General features: G+C 42.0%; 17 protein-coding genes, 1 tRNA gene and 1 pseudogene. 13 read left to right on the plus strand and 6 right to left on the minus strand.

The window, feature by feature from the left end; translation table 11 throughout:
- Positions 1-70 precede the first annotated feature (70 nt).
- From H528_RS0100010 to H528_RS11930, 9 genes are all read left to right on the plus strand, one after another.
- Positions 71-907 carry a FliH/SctL family protein gene (locus H528_RS0100010; RefSeq protein WP_022852299.1) on the plus strand — a complete coding sequence of 279 codons (837 nt, stop codon included), beginning with the start codon at positions 71-73 and terminating at the stop codon, positions 905-907.
- Entirely contained in the window at positions 894-2,204 is a 1,311-nt protein-coding gene (locus tag H528_RS0100015; RefSeq protein ID WP_022852300.1) for a FliI/YscN family ATPase, read from the plus strand. The genes H528_RS0100010 and H528_RS0100015 overlap by 14 nt, the downstream gene beginning before the upstream one ends.
- Positions 2,201-2,641 (plus strand): flagellar export protein FliJ, encoded by a 441-nt coding sequence (locus tag H528_RS0100020; protein WP_022852301.1) that lies wholly within the window; start codon positions 2,201-2,203, stop codon positions 2,639-2,641. The genes H528_RS0100015 and H528_RS0100020 overlap by 4 nt, the downstream gene beginning before the upstream one ends.
- A complete protein-coding gene (locus H528_RS0100025; RefSeq protein ID WP_022852302.1) occupies positions 2,628-3,194 on the plus strand; it encodes a MotE family protein in 567 nt (188 codons plus the stop codon). Before H528_RS0100020 ends, H528_RS0100025 begins: the two co-directional genes overlap by 14 nt.
- A 60-nt stretch (positions 3,195-3,254) precedes the next feature.
- Positions 3,255-3,731 (plus strand): flavin reductase family protein, encoded by a 477-nt coding sequence (locus H528_RS0100030; protein WP_022852303.1) that lies wholly within the window; start codon positions 3,255-3,257, stop codon positions 3,729-3,731.
- Positions 3,731-4,399, plus strand: coding sequence for a tetratricopeptide repeat protein (locus tag H528_RS0100035; protein ID WP_022852304.1), 669 nt, complete (start codon positions 3,731-3,733; stop codon positions 4,397-4,399). Before H528_RS0100030 ends, H528_RS0100035 begins: the two co-directional genes overlap by 1 nt.
- On the plus strand, positions 4,399-4,905 hold the full coding sequence (locus H528_RS11925; protein ID WP_022852305.1) for a DnaJ family domain-containing protein: 507 nt from the start codon (positions 4,399-4,401) through the stop codon (positions 4,903-4,905). Before H528_RS0100035 ends, H528_RS11925 begins: the two co-directional genes overlap by 1 nt.
- 35 nt (positions 4,906-4,940) lie before the next feature.
- A tRNA-Pro gene (locus H528_RS0100045) sits at positions 4,941-5,017 on the plus strand.
- Positions 5,018-5,477: 460 nt separating this feature from the next.
- Positions 5,478-6,719 carry an ATP-binding protein gene (locus tag H528_RS11930; RefSeq protein ID WP_022852306.1) on the plus strand — a complete coding sequence of 414 codons (1,242 nt, stop codon included), beginning with the start codon at positions 5,478-5,480 and terminating at the stop codon, positions 6,717-6,719.
- 13 nt (positions 6,720-6,732) lie between these two features.
- Here H528_RS11930 and H528_RS14230 read toward each other — a convergent pair.
- The 3 genes and pseudogenes from H528_RS14230 to H528_RS0100070 all read right to left on the minus strand — a co-directional run.
- Positions 6,733-7,107, minus strand: a pseudogene (locus H528_RS14230) (transposase); the annotation flags it as partial.
- 182 nt (positions 7,108-7,289) lie between these two features.
- Positions 7,290-8,327, minus strand: coding sequence for a hypothetical protein (locus tag H528_RS0100065; RefSeq protein ID WP_157608046.1), 1,038 nt, complete (start codon positions 8,325-8,327; stop codon positions 7,290-7,292).
- Between the two features lie 64 nt (positions 8,328-8,391).
- Positions 8,392-8,958, minus strand: coding sequence for a hypothetical protein (locus tag H528_RS0100070; protein ID WP_022852310.1), 567 nt, complete (start codon positions 8,956-8,958; stop codon positions 8,392-8,394).
- Positions 8,959-9,260: 302 nt separating this feature from the next.
- Between H528_RS0100070 and H528_RS0100075 the strand changes: the two genes are divergently transcribed.
- On the plus strand, positions 9,261-9,623 hold the full coding sequence (locus tag H528_RS0100075) for a hypothetical protein (protein ID WP_022852311.1): 363 nt from the start codon (positions 9,261-9,263) through the stop codon (positions 9,621-9,623).
- Positions 9,613-10,125 (plus strand): type II toxin-antitoxin system VapC family toxin, encoded by a 513-nt coding sequence (locus tag H528_RS0100080; protein ID WP_022852312.1) that lies wholly within the window; start codon positions 9,613-9,615, stop codon positions 10,123-10,125. Before H528_RS0100075 ends, H528_RS0100080 begins: the two co-directional genes overlap by 11 nt.
- Before the next feature lie 144 nt (positions 10,126-10,269).
- On the opposite strand, the gene H528_RS0100085 is transcribed toward H528_RS0100080, so the two are convergent.
- The gene (locus H528_RS0100085) at positions 10,270-10,845 is read right to left on the minus strand and encodes a flavodoxin family protein (protein ID WP_022852313.1); all 576 of its coding nucleotides are present in this window, start codon (positions 10,843-10,845) and stop codon (positions 10,270-10,272) included.
- A 329-nt stretch (positions 10,846-11,174) separates the two neighbouring features.
- Here H528_RS0100085 and H528_RS0100090 point away from each other — a divergent pair, with 329 nt between their 5' ends.
- Positions 11,175-11,597: a Fur family transcriptional regulator gene (locus H528_RS0100090; protein WP_022852314.1), complete on the plus strand. Its 423-nt coding sequence runs from the start codon at positions 11,175-11,177 to the stop codon at positions 11,595-11,597.
- A 3-nt stretch (positions 11,598-11,600) separates the two neighbouring features.
- Here the strand turns inward: H528_RS0100090 and H528_RS0100095 are convergent, their stop codons facing one another.
- A complete protein-coding gene (locus H528_RS0100095) occupies positions 11,601-12,065 on the minus strand; it encodes a universal stress protein (protein WP_022852315.1) in 465 nt (154 codons plus the stop codon).
- A gap of 324 nt (positions 12,066-12,389) precedes the next feature.
- Here H528_RS0100095 and H528_RS0100100 point away from each other — a divergent pair, with 324 nt between their 5' ends.
- Positions 12,390-13,151, plus strand: coding sequence for a hypothetical protein (locus H528_RS0100100; RefSeq protein ID WP_022852316.1), 762 nt, complete (start codon positions 12,390-12,392; stop codon positions 13,149-13,151).
- 31 nt (positions 13,152-13,182) lie between these two features.
- On the opposite strand, the gene H528_RS11935 is transcribed toward H528_RS0100100, so the two are convergent.
- Entirely contained in the window at positions 13,183-13,776 is a 594-nt protein-coding gene (locus tag H528_RS11935) for a phosphohydrolase (protein WP_022852317.1), read from the minus strand.
- Positions 13,777-13,779 lie beyond the last annotated feature (3 nt).

The following is a 13,779-nucleotide window of genomic DNA, read 5'->3' on the forward strand; positions in this document are numbered from 1 at the left end:
AACATTATCAAAGTGGCCAAACGCCTTGAACAAGAAGGAAAAATTGTGCTGGCCGTAGGGGAGGATGAATTTGTCTAAGATAATCAAAGGCGGAAAAACCAAGGTTTTTAATTTCTTTCTCCCTGAAGAAAAAGAAGAAAATTTCAGTGCCTTTTGCGAACTTTTGCCCGAGGAAGCCTGGCAAGAAATCGAAAGAAAAAGAGCTGAACAACAAAAAAAACATGAACAGATAGATCAAGAAAATGTTTCAACCATTGAAAATAACGTATCTTCTGAAGAGATCATAACTGAAGAAGAAAATAAAAATCTCCCTGAAGAAACAGAGAGCGAGGCTGAAAGCTTTGATATTTCCCAATTAAGCATTGAAGATTTGCGTGCTCATCCGGAAGTATCCCAGCGCATTGCCCTTATTGAGCAAGAGGCCTATGAAAAAGGCTTTGCCCAGGGGCAAAAAGACGGTGAGGCCCTTGCCAAAAAACAATATGAAACCCTCACGACAAGGGTTTCGGCACTGCTTAAAAATCTTGAAAAAACTATCGAAGAGCATGTTCTTTCTCTTGAACCCCAGCTCATTTTGCTGGTTAAGACTATTGTTTCCCAGATTGTTCAACGTGAAGTGGCTCTTAATGCCGAAGTAGTCAAAGCTTCTTTGCGTGAGGCGCTTTTGCACGTGGTTGAACAAACCCGCGTGAAGATTCATCTTCACCCAGACGACATGGAGTTTTTAGACGATATTTTGAACGAGTTAAGGGGAGAAATAAGCAAGCTTAAAGACTTTGAGATTGTGCCGGATGCCAACTTACAACGCGGAGGTTGCCTCCTTGAAACCGATTTTGGCCTGGTAGATGCCACGCTTGAACGTCGTTTTCGAAAAATTTTTGCGAGGTTGGATCGTGAAGGTTCCTAACCTAGAAGCCTATATCTCCCTTGTTAAAGATATCGAGCCGGTCACTGTCTGTGGCCAGGTAAAAAGGGTAGTGGGGCTAGTGGTGGAAGCGCAGGGCCCAAACGTGAGTGTAGGCGGGCTATGTGAGATAGAAGTAAATGGCGGGCCAAATATCCTTGCCGAAGTGGCAGGTTTTAAGGATGAAAGGGTACTTCTGATCCCCTTTGGAGACCCTCGTGGCATTGAACCTGGAAGCAAAGTTTTTGTGAGACCGCAAAGCGGGGTAAGGGTAGGGGAAGCCCTTCTTGGCCGGGTGGTAGATGCCTTGGGAGAACCCCTTGACGGCAAAGTGCTTCCGCGCCTGGAAAAACTTTATCCCCTTTATGCTGAGCCTTTAAAGCCCTTTGAGCGGGAACGCATTAAAGAACCTCTTGACGTGGGAATAAGGGCTATTAACGCCCTTCTTACTGTAGGCAAAGGGCAGAGAGTGGCCATCATGGCTGGCTCAGGTGTGGGGAAATCAACACTTCTTGGTATGATGGCGCGGCACACCAAAGCCGATGTAAACGTTATTGCGCTCATTGGCGAGCGCGGACGTGAAGTGCGCGAGTTTCTGGAAAGGGACCTGGGGGAAGAAGGCCTAAGGCGCTCGGTGGTGGTAGTGGCTACCTCTGATCAACCCCCACCCCTACGTATGCGCGGGGCTTATCTGGCCATGGCTATTGCTGAGTATTTCCGCGATCTTGGCAAAGACGTTCTTCTTATGATGGATTCCCTTACGCGTTTTTGCATGGCAGGGCGTGAGGTTGGTCTTGCTGTAGGGGAGCCACCTACGGCAAGGGGTTATACCCCTTCTGTTTTTGCGGCCTTGCCAAGGCTTCTTGAGCGCCCTGGGCCTAAGGTGGGCGGCGGAAGCATCACTGGCTTTTTTACCGTGCTGGTTGAAGGGGATGATTTTAACGAACCTGTGGCTGACGCGGTGCGCTCTATTGTTGACGGGCATATTGTTCTTACCCGTGAGCTTGCTCATCAGGGGCATTATCCGGCCATTGATGTGCTTCAAAGTGTGAGCCGGGTGATGCGCGATGTGGTTTCTCCTCAGCAAATAAATGCCGCTAAAGAGCTCATTAACACCCTTGCCATTTATCGCCGAGCTGAAGACCTAGTTAACATTGGGGCCTATGTTAAAGGAAGTAATCCCCAAATTGATAAGGCCCTTGCCAAAATTGACCGCATAAATGCTTTTTTACGCCAGGACGTAAATGAAAAAGCAACTTTTGAAGAAAGCGTTAAAAAGCTTCTTGAGGTCACACAATGAAAAGGCCAAGCAAAGCGCTGAAAACTCTTCTTTGGGTGCGGGAATTAAAAGAACAACAGGCAGAGCAAAGGTTTCAGCAGGCTCAGCAGGCGCTTTTAGACCTTGAAAACATGCTCAAAGAGGTAAGTGCAAGGCCTAAGAAGATTTTTGATGAAATTTCAGGAAAGGTTCTCTCAGGTGAGGAGATAAAGGCTGTTTATCAACATGTAGAAAAGCTCCTTGCTGAAAAAGAAGAAGTAGAAAAAATCCTAGAACGAAAACGAAAAGAGCTAGAGAACTTACGGCGAGAGACCATCAAGGCCCACCAGCACCGCCAGATTGCAGAGCGTCTTTGGGAAAGGGCTCAGAAGGCCTTTTTGAGGGAGCTTTTAGCAGAAGAAACCAAAACCGTAGAAGACATCATCATTATGAGGGGTAGGGGAGATGAAAACGCTTAAACTGATGCCTTTTCTTTTGATATTGGCTTTGCTCAAGCTAGGAGTCACCGGATGTTATTTTTTTCTCATTAAACAGGGAAAGATTGCTCTTCCGTCTCCTGTGTCAAAGGCCTATGCTGAGGCCCAAAAAAGCGAGCAAGGCTCTCCTTTTTCCTGCCCAGAGGCCCTTTATGAGGCCTTACGCCTTGAAAAAGAACAAATCGCCCGGGAAAAAGAATCTCTTTCCAAAAAGCAAGCTGATTTGAAGTTATTAGAAGAGCAGGTTTTAAGGCGTATTGCCGCCCTTGAAAGCCTTGAAGAAGAAATTGACAAAAAACTAAATGAACTTCGTGTTATCAAAACCAAGCGTTTTAAGCTTTTGGTAGGGGCCTATGGGAACATGAAACCTTCAAAGGCTGCTAAACTCCTTGAGGCCATGGAACCCAACATGGCTATCAAGATCCTTTCGGCCCTTAAAACCGAACAAGTAGCCCGCATTCTTGCGGCCATGCCCCCTGAAAAAGCCGCTTCTCTGGCAGAGGCCCTTTCTGGCCTTCCGCCAAAGGAACTTTAAGGCTTTTCTTATCCCTGATTTTTCTTTATGATTTAAGCATACGACCTAAAGGAGGGAGGCATGGGATTACAACAACTTATCACGAAATATGTTCCCCAAGGTGTTTTTGTAATTACGGTAAGGGACGGTGAAAAGATTAACGGGATGACCGCGGCCTGGGTCAGCCAGGTTTCCTTTAAACCAAGGCTTCTTTCAGTGGCCATAGCCCCTCAGCGCTACACCTACGACCTTATTCAGAATTCAGGCATCTTTTGCATCAATGTCCTGGGCGAAGGCCAGGTAGAGCTTGCTAAGCACTTTGGTTTTAAAAGCGGACGCGAGGTAAACAAATTCGAAGGCATCGACTATACCACGGCCCTTAAAGGTTCACCGGTGCTAAAAGATGCTATTGCTTATTTTGAATGCCAGGTAGTATCAACCTGTGAGGCAGGGGACCATGTGCTTTTCATTGGTGACATCCTTGATCATGGCGTTTTAAAAGAAGGTGTTGAACCCTTAATTTTCCGCTGGGATGATTATTTCGGAGGAAAGGGATAATGGCTGAAGAGAAAAAAAAGACCGAAACAGCTTCAGAGCCGGAACTTTTAGTGCTTCATGAAAGATGGGTTGAAGCGGCACGTTCCCATTTAAAAGAAATCATTGCTGCGGCTATTGCTATCGTTTTAGTGGTAGCGGCCTGGTCTGGTTTTGATTATTACCGCAAGAAAAAGGCAGATGACGCCGCGCTTCTTTATGCTCAGGCCTTGATGACTAAAGATGAACAAACACGCACGAGGATTTTAAATGATGTTGTCAAAAAATACTCAGGGACACCAGCAGCCCTTGAAGCCCGAATGGATCTTTTTGACGAGTACCTTGCGAAAGGCAAAATAGACCTCGCTTTAAAGGAACTTGAAAAGATCAATCAAAAGGCCAAAATCCCTCTTAAAGAATTCTCTAGCTTGGGTGTAGGTTACCTAAAGGAAGAACAGCGAAAATTTAACGAAGCGGAAAAGTTTTACCAGGAAGCAGCTAAGGCTCATATTGGTCTCGAAAAAGTTGCTTATTGGGATTTGGCCCGAGCCGCTGAACTTGCCAACAAAAAGAAAGAAGCACTTAAGTACTACGAAAAATTACTCGGTCTTAAGCCTGCGCCTGAAGTGGTAGATTTTATTCAGGTTAAGTTAGCCAGGTTTTCGGAGAATTTGTCTGACAAGGGGTCGTAATGTCCCTTTTGGTTTTCCAAAGGCTTGCTGAACAGCGTATCCAGGACGCTATCAAGCGAGGGGAGTTTGAAAATCTCCCCGGTAAGGGAAAGCCTCTTGAGCTTGAAGATTTAAGCCATATTCCGCAAGAGCTCCGGTTGGCGTACAAGGTGCTTAAAAATGCCGGGTTTCTGCCACCAGAGGTAGAACTTTTAAAAGAGATCCGGACCGTTGAAGACCTTATCGAACACCTGGAAGATGAAGAACACAAACTAAAGCAGATTCGCAAGTTGAATTACTTGATAATGAAGCTTAATCAGTTTCGCAGCCGGCCTATAAAGCTTGAAAAAGACCAATACTACTACCAAAAGATTGTAGAAAAGATAGAAGTTTTTGGTAGCAAAAAGAGCAAAGCCAAACGTTTAGAAGAACTAGAAGACGGGCGTGTCCCCAAGGTAGATTACAAGCGCATTCAACAACAGACCGTCCTTCACGCCCTCATGCGTCTTCACCGTCGCCGAGGTTGACACCCTTTGTGAGCAATTTATTATTAGTGGTGGTTCGGGACGTGGCTCAGCCTGGTAGAGCACTGGGTTCGGGACTCAGGGGTCGCAGGTTCAAATCCTGCCGTCCCGACCATCTTATCTCACTACCCTGAAATTGAAGACATCTCCTTTTTTTCACACCATGTATCCCGTGGTACTGGTTTCAGTCAGATTAATTCTTTCGGTATTCTTCCATGCGGATGTGTTTTAAGGCCTTCTTCGTCTTTTTTCACTTCACCAATGTCTTTCCCACGTCCTAGATTCCAGTAGCAGGACCACGATCATTTTGTCCGATCTGGAAAAAGGGAAGGGATTATACTTCTGGAGACCTTTGAATAATGTAGGAGCCAAGGGAATATCTTTTTCTATCTGAGAGCTTTGCGAAATTGCCTAGATCAGTATTGCAACCACCACTGCAAGGGATCCGTTCCCATTTTTTCGAAACGAAAAATAGGAACGGTTGCTTGAACGGGCCTTAAGAAAAGGTGTTTTGCAAAGGTCTCAAATTTGTATGGATGGTTTCGCTTCTAAAATAACCCTGTTAAAATGAAACTATGCTTCAAAACAGTAGGGTTAAAATTTATGTTCCACGTTTTTTGGAAGAGAAGATTACCCGGTATCTGGAGGCCCCGGAGATCATCGCCGTCCTCGGCGCCCGCCAGGTGGGCAAAACTACCCTTCTAAAACGTCTTTACGAAAGGGTTCCCGGGCCCAAAATATTTCTAGATTTTGAAGATCCCGAAGTACTGGCCCTCTTTGAGGAAGACGTCAAGGCTTTTGCTAGGCTCTATATCGAGGGCAAACGTTTTATCTTCATTGACGAATTTCAATACAGCCAAGACGGTGGCCAGAAACTCAAGTTCCTTTACGATCACTATGAAGCCAAATTTTTCATCTCCGGTTCGTCAAGTCTTGAAATCAGTTTAAAAACGGTTTCCTTCTTGGTGGGGAGGATCTTCATCTTCGAGCTTTATCCCTTCTCTTTCGGGGAGATCCTGTGGGCCAAAGATCCCAAACTCTTTGAACTCTTCTCAGAGGGCGCTCCTCTACCCCCTTCTTTGCACGAAAGGTTCCTTCAAATCTTTGAGGAATATTGCCTCTACGGTGGTTATCCCCGCGTGGTACTAGCTAAAGACCACAAGGAAAGACAGGAAGTCCTCAAAAATATTCTTAGAACTTACCTTTTGAAGGACATACGAGGGTTCTTCCGCCTGGCCACGGAGAGCCATCTTCAAAAACTCATCAAGGCCCTGGCCCTGCAGATCGGAAACCTTGTTCGCTACCAGGAGCTGTCCCCATTGGCCGAACTTTCTGTCCCATCCCTCAAGAAACATCTAGCCATCCTGGAAGAGACCTATATCATCAAGCTCTTGAAACCCTTCTACACCAACCGTCGAGTTGAGATCGTAAAAAATCCCAAGGTATACTTTTGGGATCTAGGCCTGAGGAACTATCTTGCCAGAGATTTCCGGCCCCTTTCCGAAAGGCCGGATCAAGGTACTTTGGTAGAAAACGCCATCGCCGTGGAGCTCTTCAAAAAGGGCCTGGAGGTGAACTATTGGCGCAGCAAATCCGGGGCGGAGGTGGATTTTGTAATTCAAGACCGTAAGCCCCTTCCAGTAGAGGTAAAGGCCGGCGTGGCCAAAAGCCCGGGAAAAAGCCTCCTGAGCTTCCTCAAACGCTACGCATCGAAGAGGGCTTTCATCCTCCACCGCGGCCAGCCCTTCTCCGAAACCCGCGAAAAGACCGAGCTCTACTACCTCCCCTGGTACGAGATAGCTCGGCGTACTTTTTGATTTTTTGAGAGCTTTTAAGTTCATCGAAACAACGGCGATAAAGATTCATGGATTTAAGGTCCTTTCGGAAGCGAGAGATGGTAGAATGGTCGGGGATGGAGTCTATGGCTGAGAGGCCGAGGAAGCGGCAATAGAAGAGGTTGCCTTTGAGCATGAGTTCCATTTCGGGGTCGGAGTGGCCGTAGATTTGCTGGATGATGAGGATTTTGAGCATGAGGACGGGATTATAGGCTTTGCGGCCGACTATGGCCGGATGGAGGGCGGCAAGGATTTGTTCTAAGGGATGCCAATCAATAAGCTTATTGATGCGAGAGAGGATGTCTTCGGGAAGATTTTGGTACATGAGATGCTCGCCGATAGTGAGCTGTCCGTTATTTTTCTTGAACATTGATTGACTCCTTTAGTTTTTCACTTAGAAATAGCATGAGAGAGCCTGATAATCAAGGATTTTGCAAAGGTCTCATTTATATTTTGTAATGATTGTTTCAATCTATATTCACTATTAGCAATTACAGCACAATAAAACCAGATCCCCATATTAATATATTCTGGATTTAGTTTGTTTTGTGATTAGAAATATTTCATTATTTCTACTTCTAATCTTTCTTTTTCTTCTTTTAATCTCTTTATGTATTTGAAATTTGATGAATCACTCATTCTCTTGATAATCCTAAATAGTTGTTTATGTTTTATATCGTTAAATAGCTTTCTGACTTTCTCATATTGATTTTTAAAATGAGGATATTCCACTAAAATTTCTCCCAAGATAGTTATAATTTGATCATTTTCTTTGATAGCACCTCTAAAAGAAAAACAGGATGCTATATCAAAACAGGCCGCGTCATTTGTTACAAAAATACTTCTATGGTAAATTTTATTTAAGGGAAAAATTATAGAATATTGTTGGACAATAAATAAGTAGAAAAGATCCCAAGCTGCTCCCCAAATACTTTGGAAAGGATCTTTATATTTTTTTATATTCAAAACTTTCCTTGCTTTTGTATCGCCACCAAATATTGCAAGGGCTACTTGTATGGGGTAAATGGTCTGAATTCCTAATTTTTCTGCCCAATAAATATATTTTTCTAAATTAGCAAAAGCTTTTTCCTTGTTCAAGCCTTCTCTAGAAATACAATAAATTTTTAATAAATGTACATAAAAAAGTAATAATAAATTTATTATAGGGTATACATTCTGAGGAGCTTCCTTCTCGTCTATAATATAATCTATAGTAAAGTTTCTATTAAATTTTGTATATTCATAAGAGGATAATAAATTCAAAATTTTTTTAGAAAAAGACAGAAATTTTTCATTGTTGACAGTCAAAGTTGCACGATCCGTAGCTAATTCTAATATTCCAAGATAAACAATAACATCAACTTTTGAATGATCTATTAATAGCATAAGAGTTTCAACTTTATTGGCTTGCTTGGGAGGTAACTTATCACGGTTAATATAGAATAATGCTAAATCTTGACATACATTATTATCTAATAATAAAACTGTCACTATGTCATTTTTAGCCAATTTTTCTACTTCAGAAAGAGATGGAGGATTACATTCTCCTTTATAGTCAATAAAATAATAAAAATCTGTAATGATCATCATCTAACGTCTTGGGTCAGTGGCTGGAATGAGCGCCAGCGGAATGCCAGTCCACTGAACACAATTGTTAGCGATTGTATCTCTTTAATACTTTTTCAATAAAGAAATTGATGTTAATTCCTATACCAAAAAAAGTGGGTTTTAATTCTATTGCTTCTAAACAATCTACTATTTTAGTGTTTTTTTCTTCAAATCTCTTCAAGAAGGATTCATTTTTGTCTATGGCAAAACGACATAATTCATCAAAGAAAATTTCCAATTCATTAAATTTCATATCAATTTCTGATATTGGAGCATAGAGTACAAGATCTTCTTCTGTAAGTTCATTTGGATGCGCTCCTAATAACAAGAGAGATGTACCAGAACGGTCTGCTTTGCGAACTAACGATTCAAGCATTCTATAATCAGGCAAACGCTTATGTAAGCATCTTGTTAATTCATTCGTTAAATTGATTCCGTCATGTCCTGCCACTATCGCCGCTTTGGGTCCAAGATTTTTTGCTAATTTACTAAAATTTTTTTCGATGATTTCTCTGTATCCACCTTGCCATTCATAATTTCCTAAAACGAAAACATATAAGTCTATCCCAGGAATTACAGGTAAGTTTTCAATAGTCGTTATTCTATAACCCATGTATTTTATCCTTCAGTAGCGCTAACATTTTATTTTAAGCGGCGATGATGAGTTTAGAAATTGGTTTATTACCCACCTTCTAATTCAGGCCCCTACCATGCATCTTATTCGATGTCAAGAAAAGTTGTCCCAAAGTCAAGCCCTGAACGCCCTGGTTTTCCTTTACAAACACGTACTCAAAGAAGAGTTGGAGAAACTCCTCAGGGAAGGTGTGCGTGTAGTGCTGGAGTAATCAGTCTCAAATTTGACAGTCTTTACGAATCGGCTTATCCTGTAAAAGACTGAATAAGAGGGAAAGGACTATGCGGCAAATTTCATCTCCAGCAACCTTCAAAGATAGTTATATTGCCGAGGTCAAAGAAGAACTCGCCAAAGAAGGAATACTGGTTCTCAAAATAAGGAAATCCGTTTCTGACAGAAAACCAAGGAAACTCAAGGCTCCAAAGCACATCAAGGTTATACTGCGCGAGGCTATTCTGGAACTTCTAAAGGAGAATAGAACACCTACTTACAAAGAAATTAAACAGAAAGCACTTGAGATATATAAAGAGAAGAAGCGCCAGCAGGAATCGGTTGTGGATAAATATTATGGTTTATGGAAAATAGAGGATAAGAACTTGGTGGATGAAATCGCTCTTGACGAAGAGATTTATTATGAGATCTGACATTAAATCCTTTTATGGTCGTAAGATTTTGGTGGATAGTAATGCTTTTATTTATTTCCTTACTGGCCAAAGTCCTTTAATTAAAGAAATTTTCCGTGCCTCAGTAGATAGAAAGCTCAAACTTCTTATTACTGTAAGGATTCTCGACGAAGTTATTTTTAAAATGTGTCTTTTATTGGCAAGAGCACGCTTCGGCTTTGAGAAAAATACATTAAAAAAGCTTAAAAATAATCCTTCCCTGATAATAGAGTTATCTAAAGATTGTCGGAAAATTATTGAGATGTGCGAGGATTTCAGATTCTCAATATTTGATTTCACTTTTAAAGATTTGCAAAAATTGCCTGATACAATGCACGATTACAGATTGATAGGTAATGATGCTTTGATAGTTGGTTTTATGCAAAAAATGAATTTAAAATATCTCCTTTCTGCGGATAAAGATTTTGACGCTGTTCCATGGATTAAAAGGATAGATCCTTTGGATAAAGAGGTAGTCTTATAAGGAAAATCCCTATGCGCAAAAACCCGCACGCATATTGAGGAATTTATAGAAAACGATAACCTTGCTGGTTTTATTCGGGAATGTCCACCCACCTTGATTTGTTCATTTTGAATTATAATTAGGTGGACACTCCCTCCCGACCATTTACCCGTAAAGCTTTTTAAGGACCCAGGCCATATTTTCTCCAAGGATTTTCATGGTTTTTATGCCTTCTTCGTCTTTTTCCACTTCGCCTATATTTTTTCCTCGTCCTAAGTTCCAGTAACAGGAGCCAACCACGATCATCTGTCCGATCTGGAAAAAGTGGTTTAGGGAGTCAAAGGTGTGAACCGCGCCTCCTCGCCTTACCGCCACCACCGAGGCACCAACCTTACGCCGAAACATATCCCCGTTGGCGCGGGCCACCATGCCACACCGTTCAATCAACGCCTTCATATTGGCAGTTAGATCGGCAAAATAGACCGGCGAGCCAAGGAGAATGCCGTGGGCCTCTTCCATCTTGGCAATGTAATCGTTTATGGGGTCATCTTTTTGGGCACAGCGCCTGTTTTTTTCTTTAAAGCACTTGTAGCAAGCAACACAGCCTGAAAGATTAAGGCCTGCAAGCTGGATAAGCTCTGTTTCTATGCCGTTTTCTTCAAGGACACCCAGAACAATCTTTAAAAGGATGGCGGTATTTCCGTCTTTGCGGGCACTTCCGTTAAAGGCCACTACTTTCATAGCGTTCCTCCTTTAATTTAGAAGACCTTTGTAAAACACCTATGATTTTTAAATAAAAAGTATCATCGATAAAAGTCTTTGCAAAACATTGGGAATCAAAATACCTTTGGGGCATTGATTAGGGCGCTTTTATTTCCTTTGCTTGACTTGTCGTAGCAGTTCTTATATAAGAAAATCTATTACTGGAAGCATTTTTTAATTGACAATGCTCTAAGGAATACGTTCTTATTTTTCGTTCTGAAAAATAGGAACGGATCCCGAAAGAATGTTGACTCAAAAATGCCCCTATTAATAACAAATTATTAAGACTTTTTACTGGAGTAACGTACATGGAGAAGCTTTTAGAGGAATTTAAAAAAATATGTCAGAAAAACGGTATCAAGGTAACTCCTCAGCGCATAGCAATTTATCAAGAATTGCTAAAAGCAGATGATCATCCTTCAGCAGTTGTTGTCTATGAGCGTATAAAAAAAAGATTCCCTAATATTTCGCTTGATACGGTTAACAGAACTCTTCTTTTGTTTGCTGAACTTGGCCTGGCAAGGATAATAGAAGGGCACGGAGATCCCAAAAGATTTGACCCCAACACTAAACCCCACCATCATTTTCGGTGTTTGAAATGTGGCAAGATCTTCGATTTTTATCACGAGCCTTATGATGAATTACATGTACCGGAAGAGATCAGCTCCAGATTTAAAATTCTATATAAACGAGTCAATCTTGAGGGCTTTTGCGAAAACTGCCGCAACTAAGCTTTAAGGTATAGCAAAGGGATCTGGCAACTCAGGAGACTTAACGATCAGTACAGTTTTATTAGTGCGATCAAGAACCCCGCGCGCAACACTTCCCAAGTAGCTTTTGGTGCTATGCGCTCCGTGGCTAGCCATGACGATAAGGTCAACATCTTTTTCAGCAGCCAATTTGGCAATCTCAGTTGAAGGAGAACCTTCGCGCACAACTTTGCTAATATTGATGCCAGCTTCTTCAAATTTTTTAACAGCTTTTTCAAGGGCTTTTTCAGCATCTATTCTGAGGGTTGCTATTAGATCTTCTCGCTCTACGTCGATAGGTGCAGCCCATAGGCTTGGTAAGTGTATTACGTAAAGACAAATCACTTCTGCATTTTCTTTTTTTGCCAAATAAATAGCCGGGTCAAAAGCAATAGCTGCCTCTTCGGAGCCATCAAAAGGGAATAAGATTTTTTGGATTTTCCAATTCATAATTTCCCTCCCTTACTTTTTTTAGAAGATATGAATCATTTTTATGAGTTTCAAGCGTTTTTTATCGAAAAACATCGTTTTAAAGAGAATAGTTTTAAATAACAAGAATTTTTTTTCACAAAATGCTTTTTAACTCAATTTGTGCAAAATATAGCTAAAGAGAGTTATTCTCAATAAAGTGAAGCTCTTTTGCCAATAATCTTTGTAGGGCTTTTTTTGGCTTGTAGTGACCTTTTTCTGCCCGCAAAGTTCCTCAATGGACATTGAGTTAGAAAAGAAAAATAAATAAAATGGTATCAAAATTTTAGAAATAGGAGGTTGTTTATGCGCAGGCTATTTTTTTTGTTGGTGTTTCTCTTTGTGGTTGTTCCTTTTGTTAACGCACAGCCAACTAAAATCGTCGTTAGGGTTAAAGCAAAAGACGCCAAATTTATAGGTTCAAGTTTAGGAGGAGTTCTCGTTATTATTAGAGATGCCCGTACGGGAAAGATTCTGGCTCAAGGCAAAACTGTTGGCACCACCGGTAATACAAAACTGATCATGAAGACCCCTCACCCAAGAGGCGTCCCCATTTCGGATGCTAAATCAGCCAAGTTTGAAGCGGTGATTGATATTAACGAACCAACTAAGATTGAAGTAACCGCCTATGGCCCTTTAGCACAACCTCAAGCGGCTAATAAGGTTTCTGCTACCCAGTGGGTTGTCCCCGGTAAAAACATCGACCAGGGAGATGCCTTTATGTTAGAGCTTCCCGGCATGATGGTAGATGTGCTTGATCCCCCGGCTCACGTAAAACTTAAAGGTACCCCTCAGGAGATAGCCCTGCGAGCTAACGTTGCCATGATGTGTGGGTGCCCTATCATCCCTGGAGGAATTTGGGACGCTAATAATTTCGAGGTAAAGGCTATTATCAAGCGCAACGGCAAGGTAGTAGATGAAATTCCCTTAAAATATGCTGGAAAACCAAGCCAGTTCGCAGCCACTTACAAGGCTACGGAAAAGGGAGTTTATGAGGCTATCGTTTACGCTTATTGCCCTGCCAATGGAAATACCGGGGTTGACTTCACCACTTTTATCGTGAAGTAGACAAAGAAGGCCGCCATGCCGGCGGCCCTCTTTACATCATGGCTTTGGCCAATATTTTTCCAGCTTTAGTCTTTAATTCTTTTGACATTTTGATACCTTCAACTAAAGCGCTTAAAACAACCGCATCATTTAAAACGGCGCTCTCAAGGCAATCTTCTTCAAGGGTTTTTAAGATTTCCTTGACGAAAATTTCCGGGATATTCAAATTTTTTAAAAAATTTTCTGGCTCTTGAATATCAAAAACGCAGGCTGCCGCAAGCACTACCGGAAGTTTAGCCCCTTCTTCAAGGGCAAGGCGTTCTGCGTATTTGAGCCTGTTTTTTAATAGGGCTCTTTTTTCTTCCGCTATTGTGCTAAGGGCTTCGGCTTCGATGCGGTCCTTAAAAACAGCCTGCTGTTTTTCCCGAAGCTCTGAGGGGAGTTCTCCTAAGCATTGTTCCGCATAAGGACAATAGGCAGCGCAACCAAAATCAAGGCGTGGATTAGGAAGCTTTTGCCCACAACCAGGGCAGGTTCTCGCTGCGTCATCCTTGAAAAATTCAACACTTTCCCCACAATTGGGGCATTTTACTTCAAAAATAGCATCGTCTTTCCAGTAACGGGTGTCTTGTCCTGGGCATTTCATTTT

Source organism: Thermodesulfatator atlanticus DSM 21156 (genome assembly GCF_000421585.1).
Classification (GTDB): domain Bacteria; phylum Desulfobacterota; class Thermodesulfobacteria; order Thermodesulfobacteriales; family Thermodesulfatatoraceae; genus Thermodesulfatator; species Thermodesulfatator atlanticus.

Coding starts and splice junctions, on each gene's coding strand:
- H528_RS0100065 (WP_157608046.1), bottom strand. CDS start 8,327: ATGATGATCATTACAGATTTTTATTATTTTATTGACTATAAAGGAGAA.
- H528_RS0100035 (WP_022852304.1), top strand. CDS start 3,731: ATGGCTGAAGAGAAAAAAAAGACCGAAACAGCTTCAGAGCCGGAACTT.
- H528_RS0100070 (WP_022852310.1), bottom strand. CDS start 8,958: ATGGGTTATAGAATAACGACTATTGAAAACTTACCTGTAATTCCTGGG.
- H528_RS11930 (WP_022852306.1), top strand. CDS start 5,478: ATGCTTCAAAACAGTAGGGTTAAAATTTATGTTCCACGTTTTTTGGAA.
- H528_RS0100030 (WP_022852303.1), top strand. CDS start 3,255: ATGGGATTACAACAACTTATCACGAAATATGTTCCCCAAGGTGTTTTT.
- H528_RS0100020 (WP_022852301.1), top strand. CDS start 2,201: ATGAAAAGGCCAAGCAAAGCGCTGAAAACTCTTCTTTGGGTGCGGGAA.
- H528_RS0100095 (WP_022852315.1), bottom strand. CDS start 12,065: ATGAATTGGAAAATCCAAAAAATCTTATTCCCTTTTGATGGCTCCGAA.
- H528_RS0100090 (WP_022852314.1), top strand. CDS start 11,175: ATGGAGAAGCTTTTAGAGGAATTTAAAAAAATATGTCAGAAAAACGGT.
- H528_RS11925 (WP_022852305.1), top strand. CDS start 4,399: ATGTCCCTTTTGGTTTTCCAAAGGCTTGCTGAACAGCGTATCCAGGAC.
- H528_RS11935 (WP_022852317.1), bottom strand. CDS start 13,776: ATGAAATGCCCAGGACAAGACACCCGTTACTGGAAAGACGATGCTATT.
- H528_RS0100025 (WP_022852302.1), top strand. CDS start 2,628: ATGAAAACGCTTAAACTGATGCCTTTTCTTTTGATATTGGCTTTGCTC.
- H528_RS0100085 (WP_022852313.1), bottom strand. CDS start 10,845: ATGAAAGTAGTGGCCTTTAACGGAAGTGCCCGCAAAGACGGAAATACC.
- H528_RS0100075 (WP_022852311.1), top strand. CDS start 9,261: ATGCGGCAAATTTCATCTCCAGCAACCTTCAAAGATAGTTATATTGCC.
- H528_RS0100100 (WP_022852316.1), top strand. CDS start 12,390: ATGCGCAGGCTATTTTTTTTGTTGGTGTTTCTCTTTGTGGTTGTTCCT.
- H528_RS0100080 (WP_022852312.1), top strand. CDS start 9,613: ATGAGATCTGACATTAAATCCTTTTATGGTCGTAAGATTTTGGTGGAT.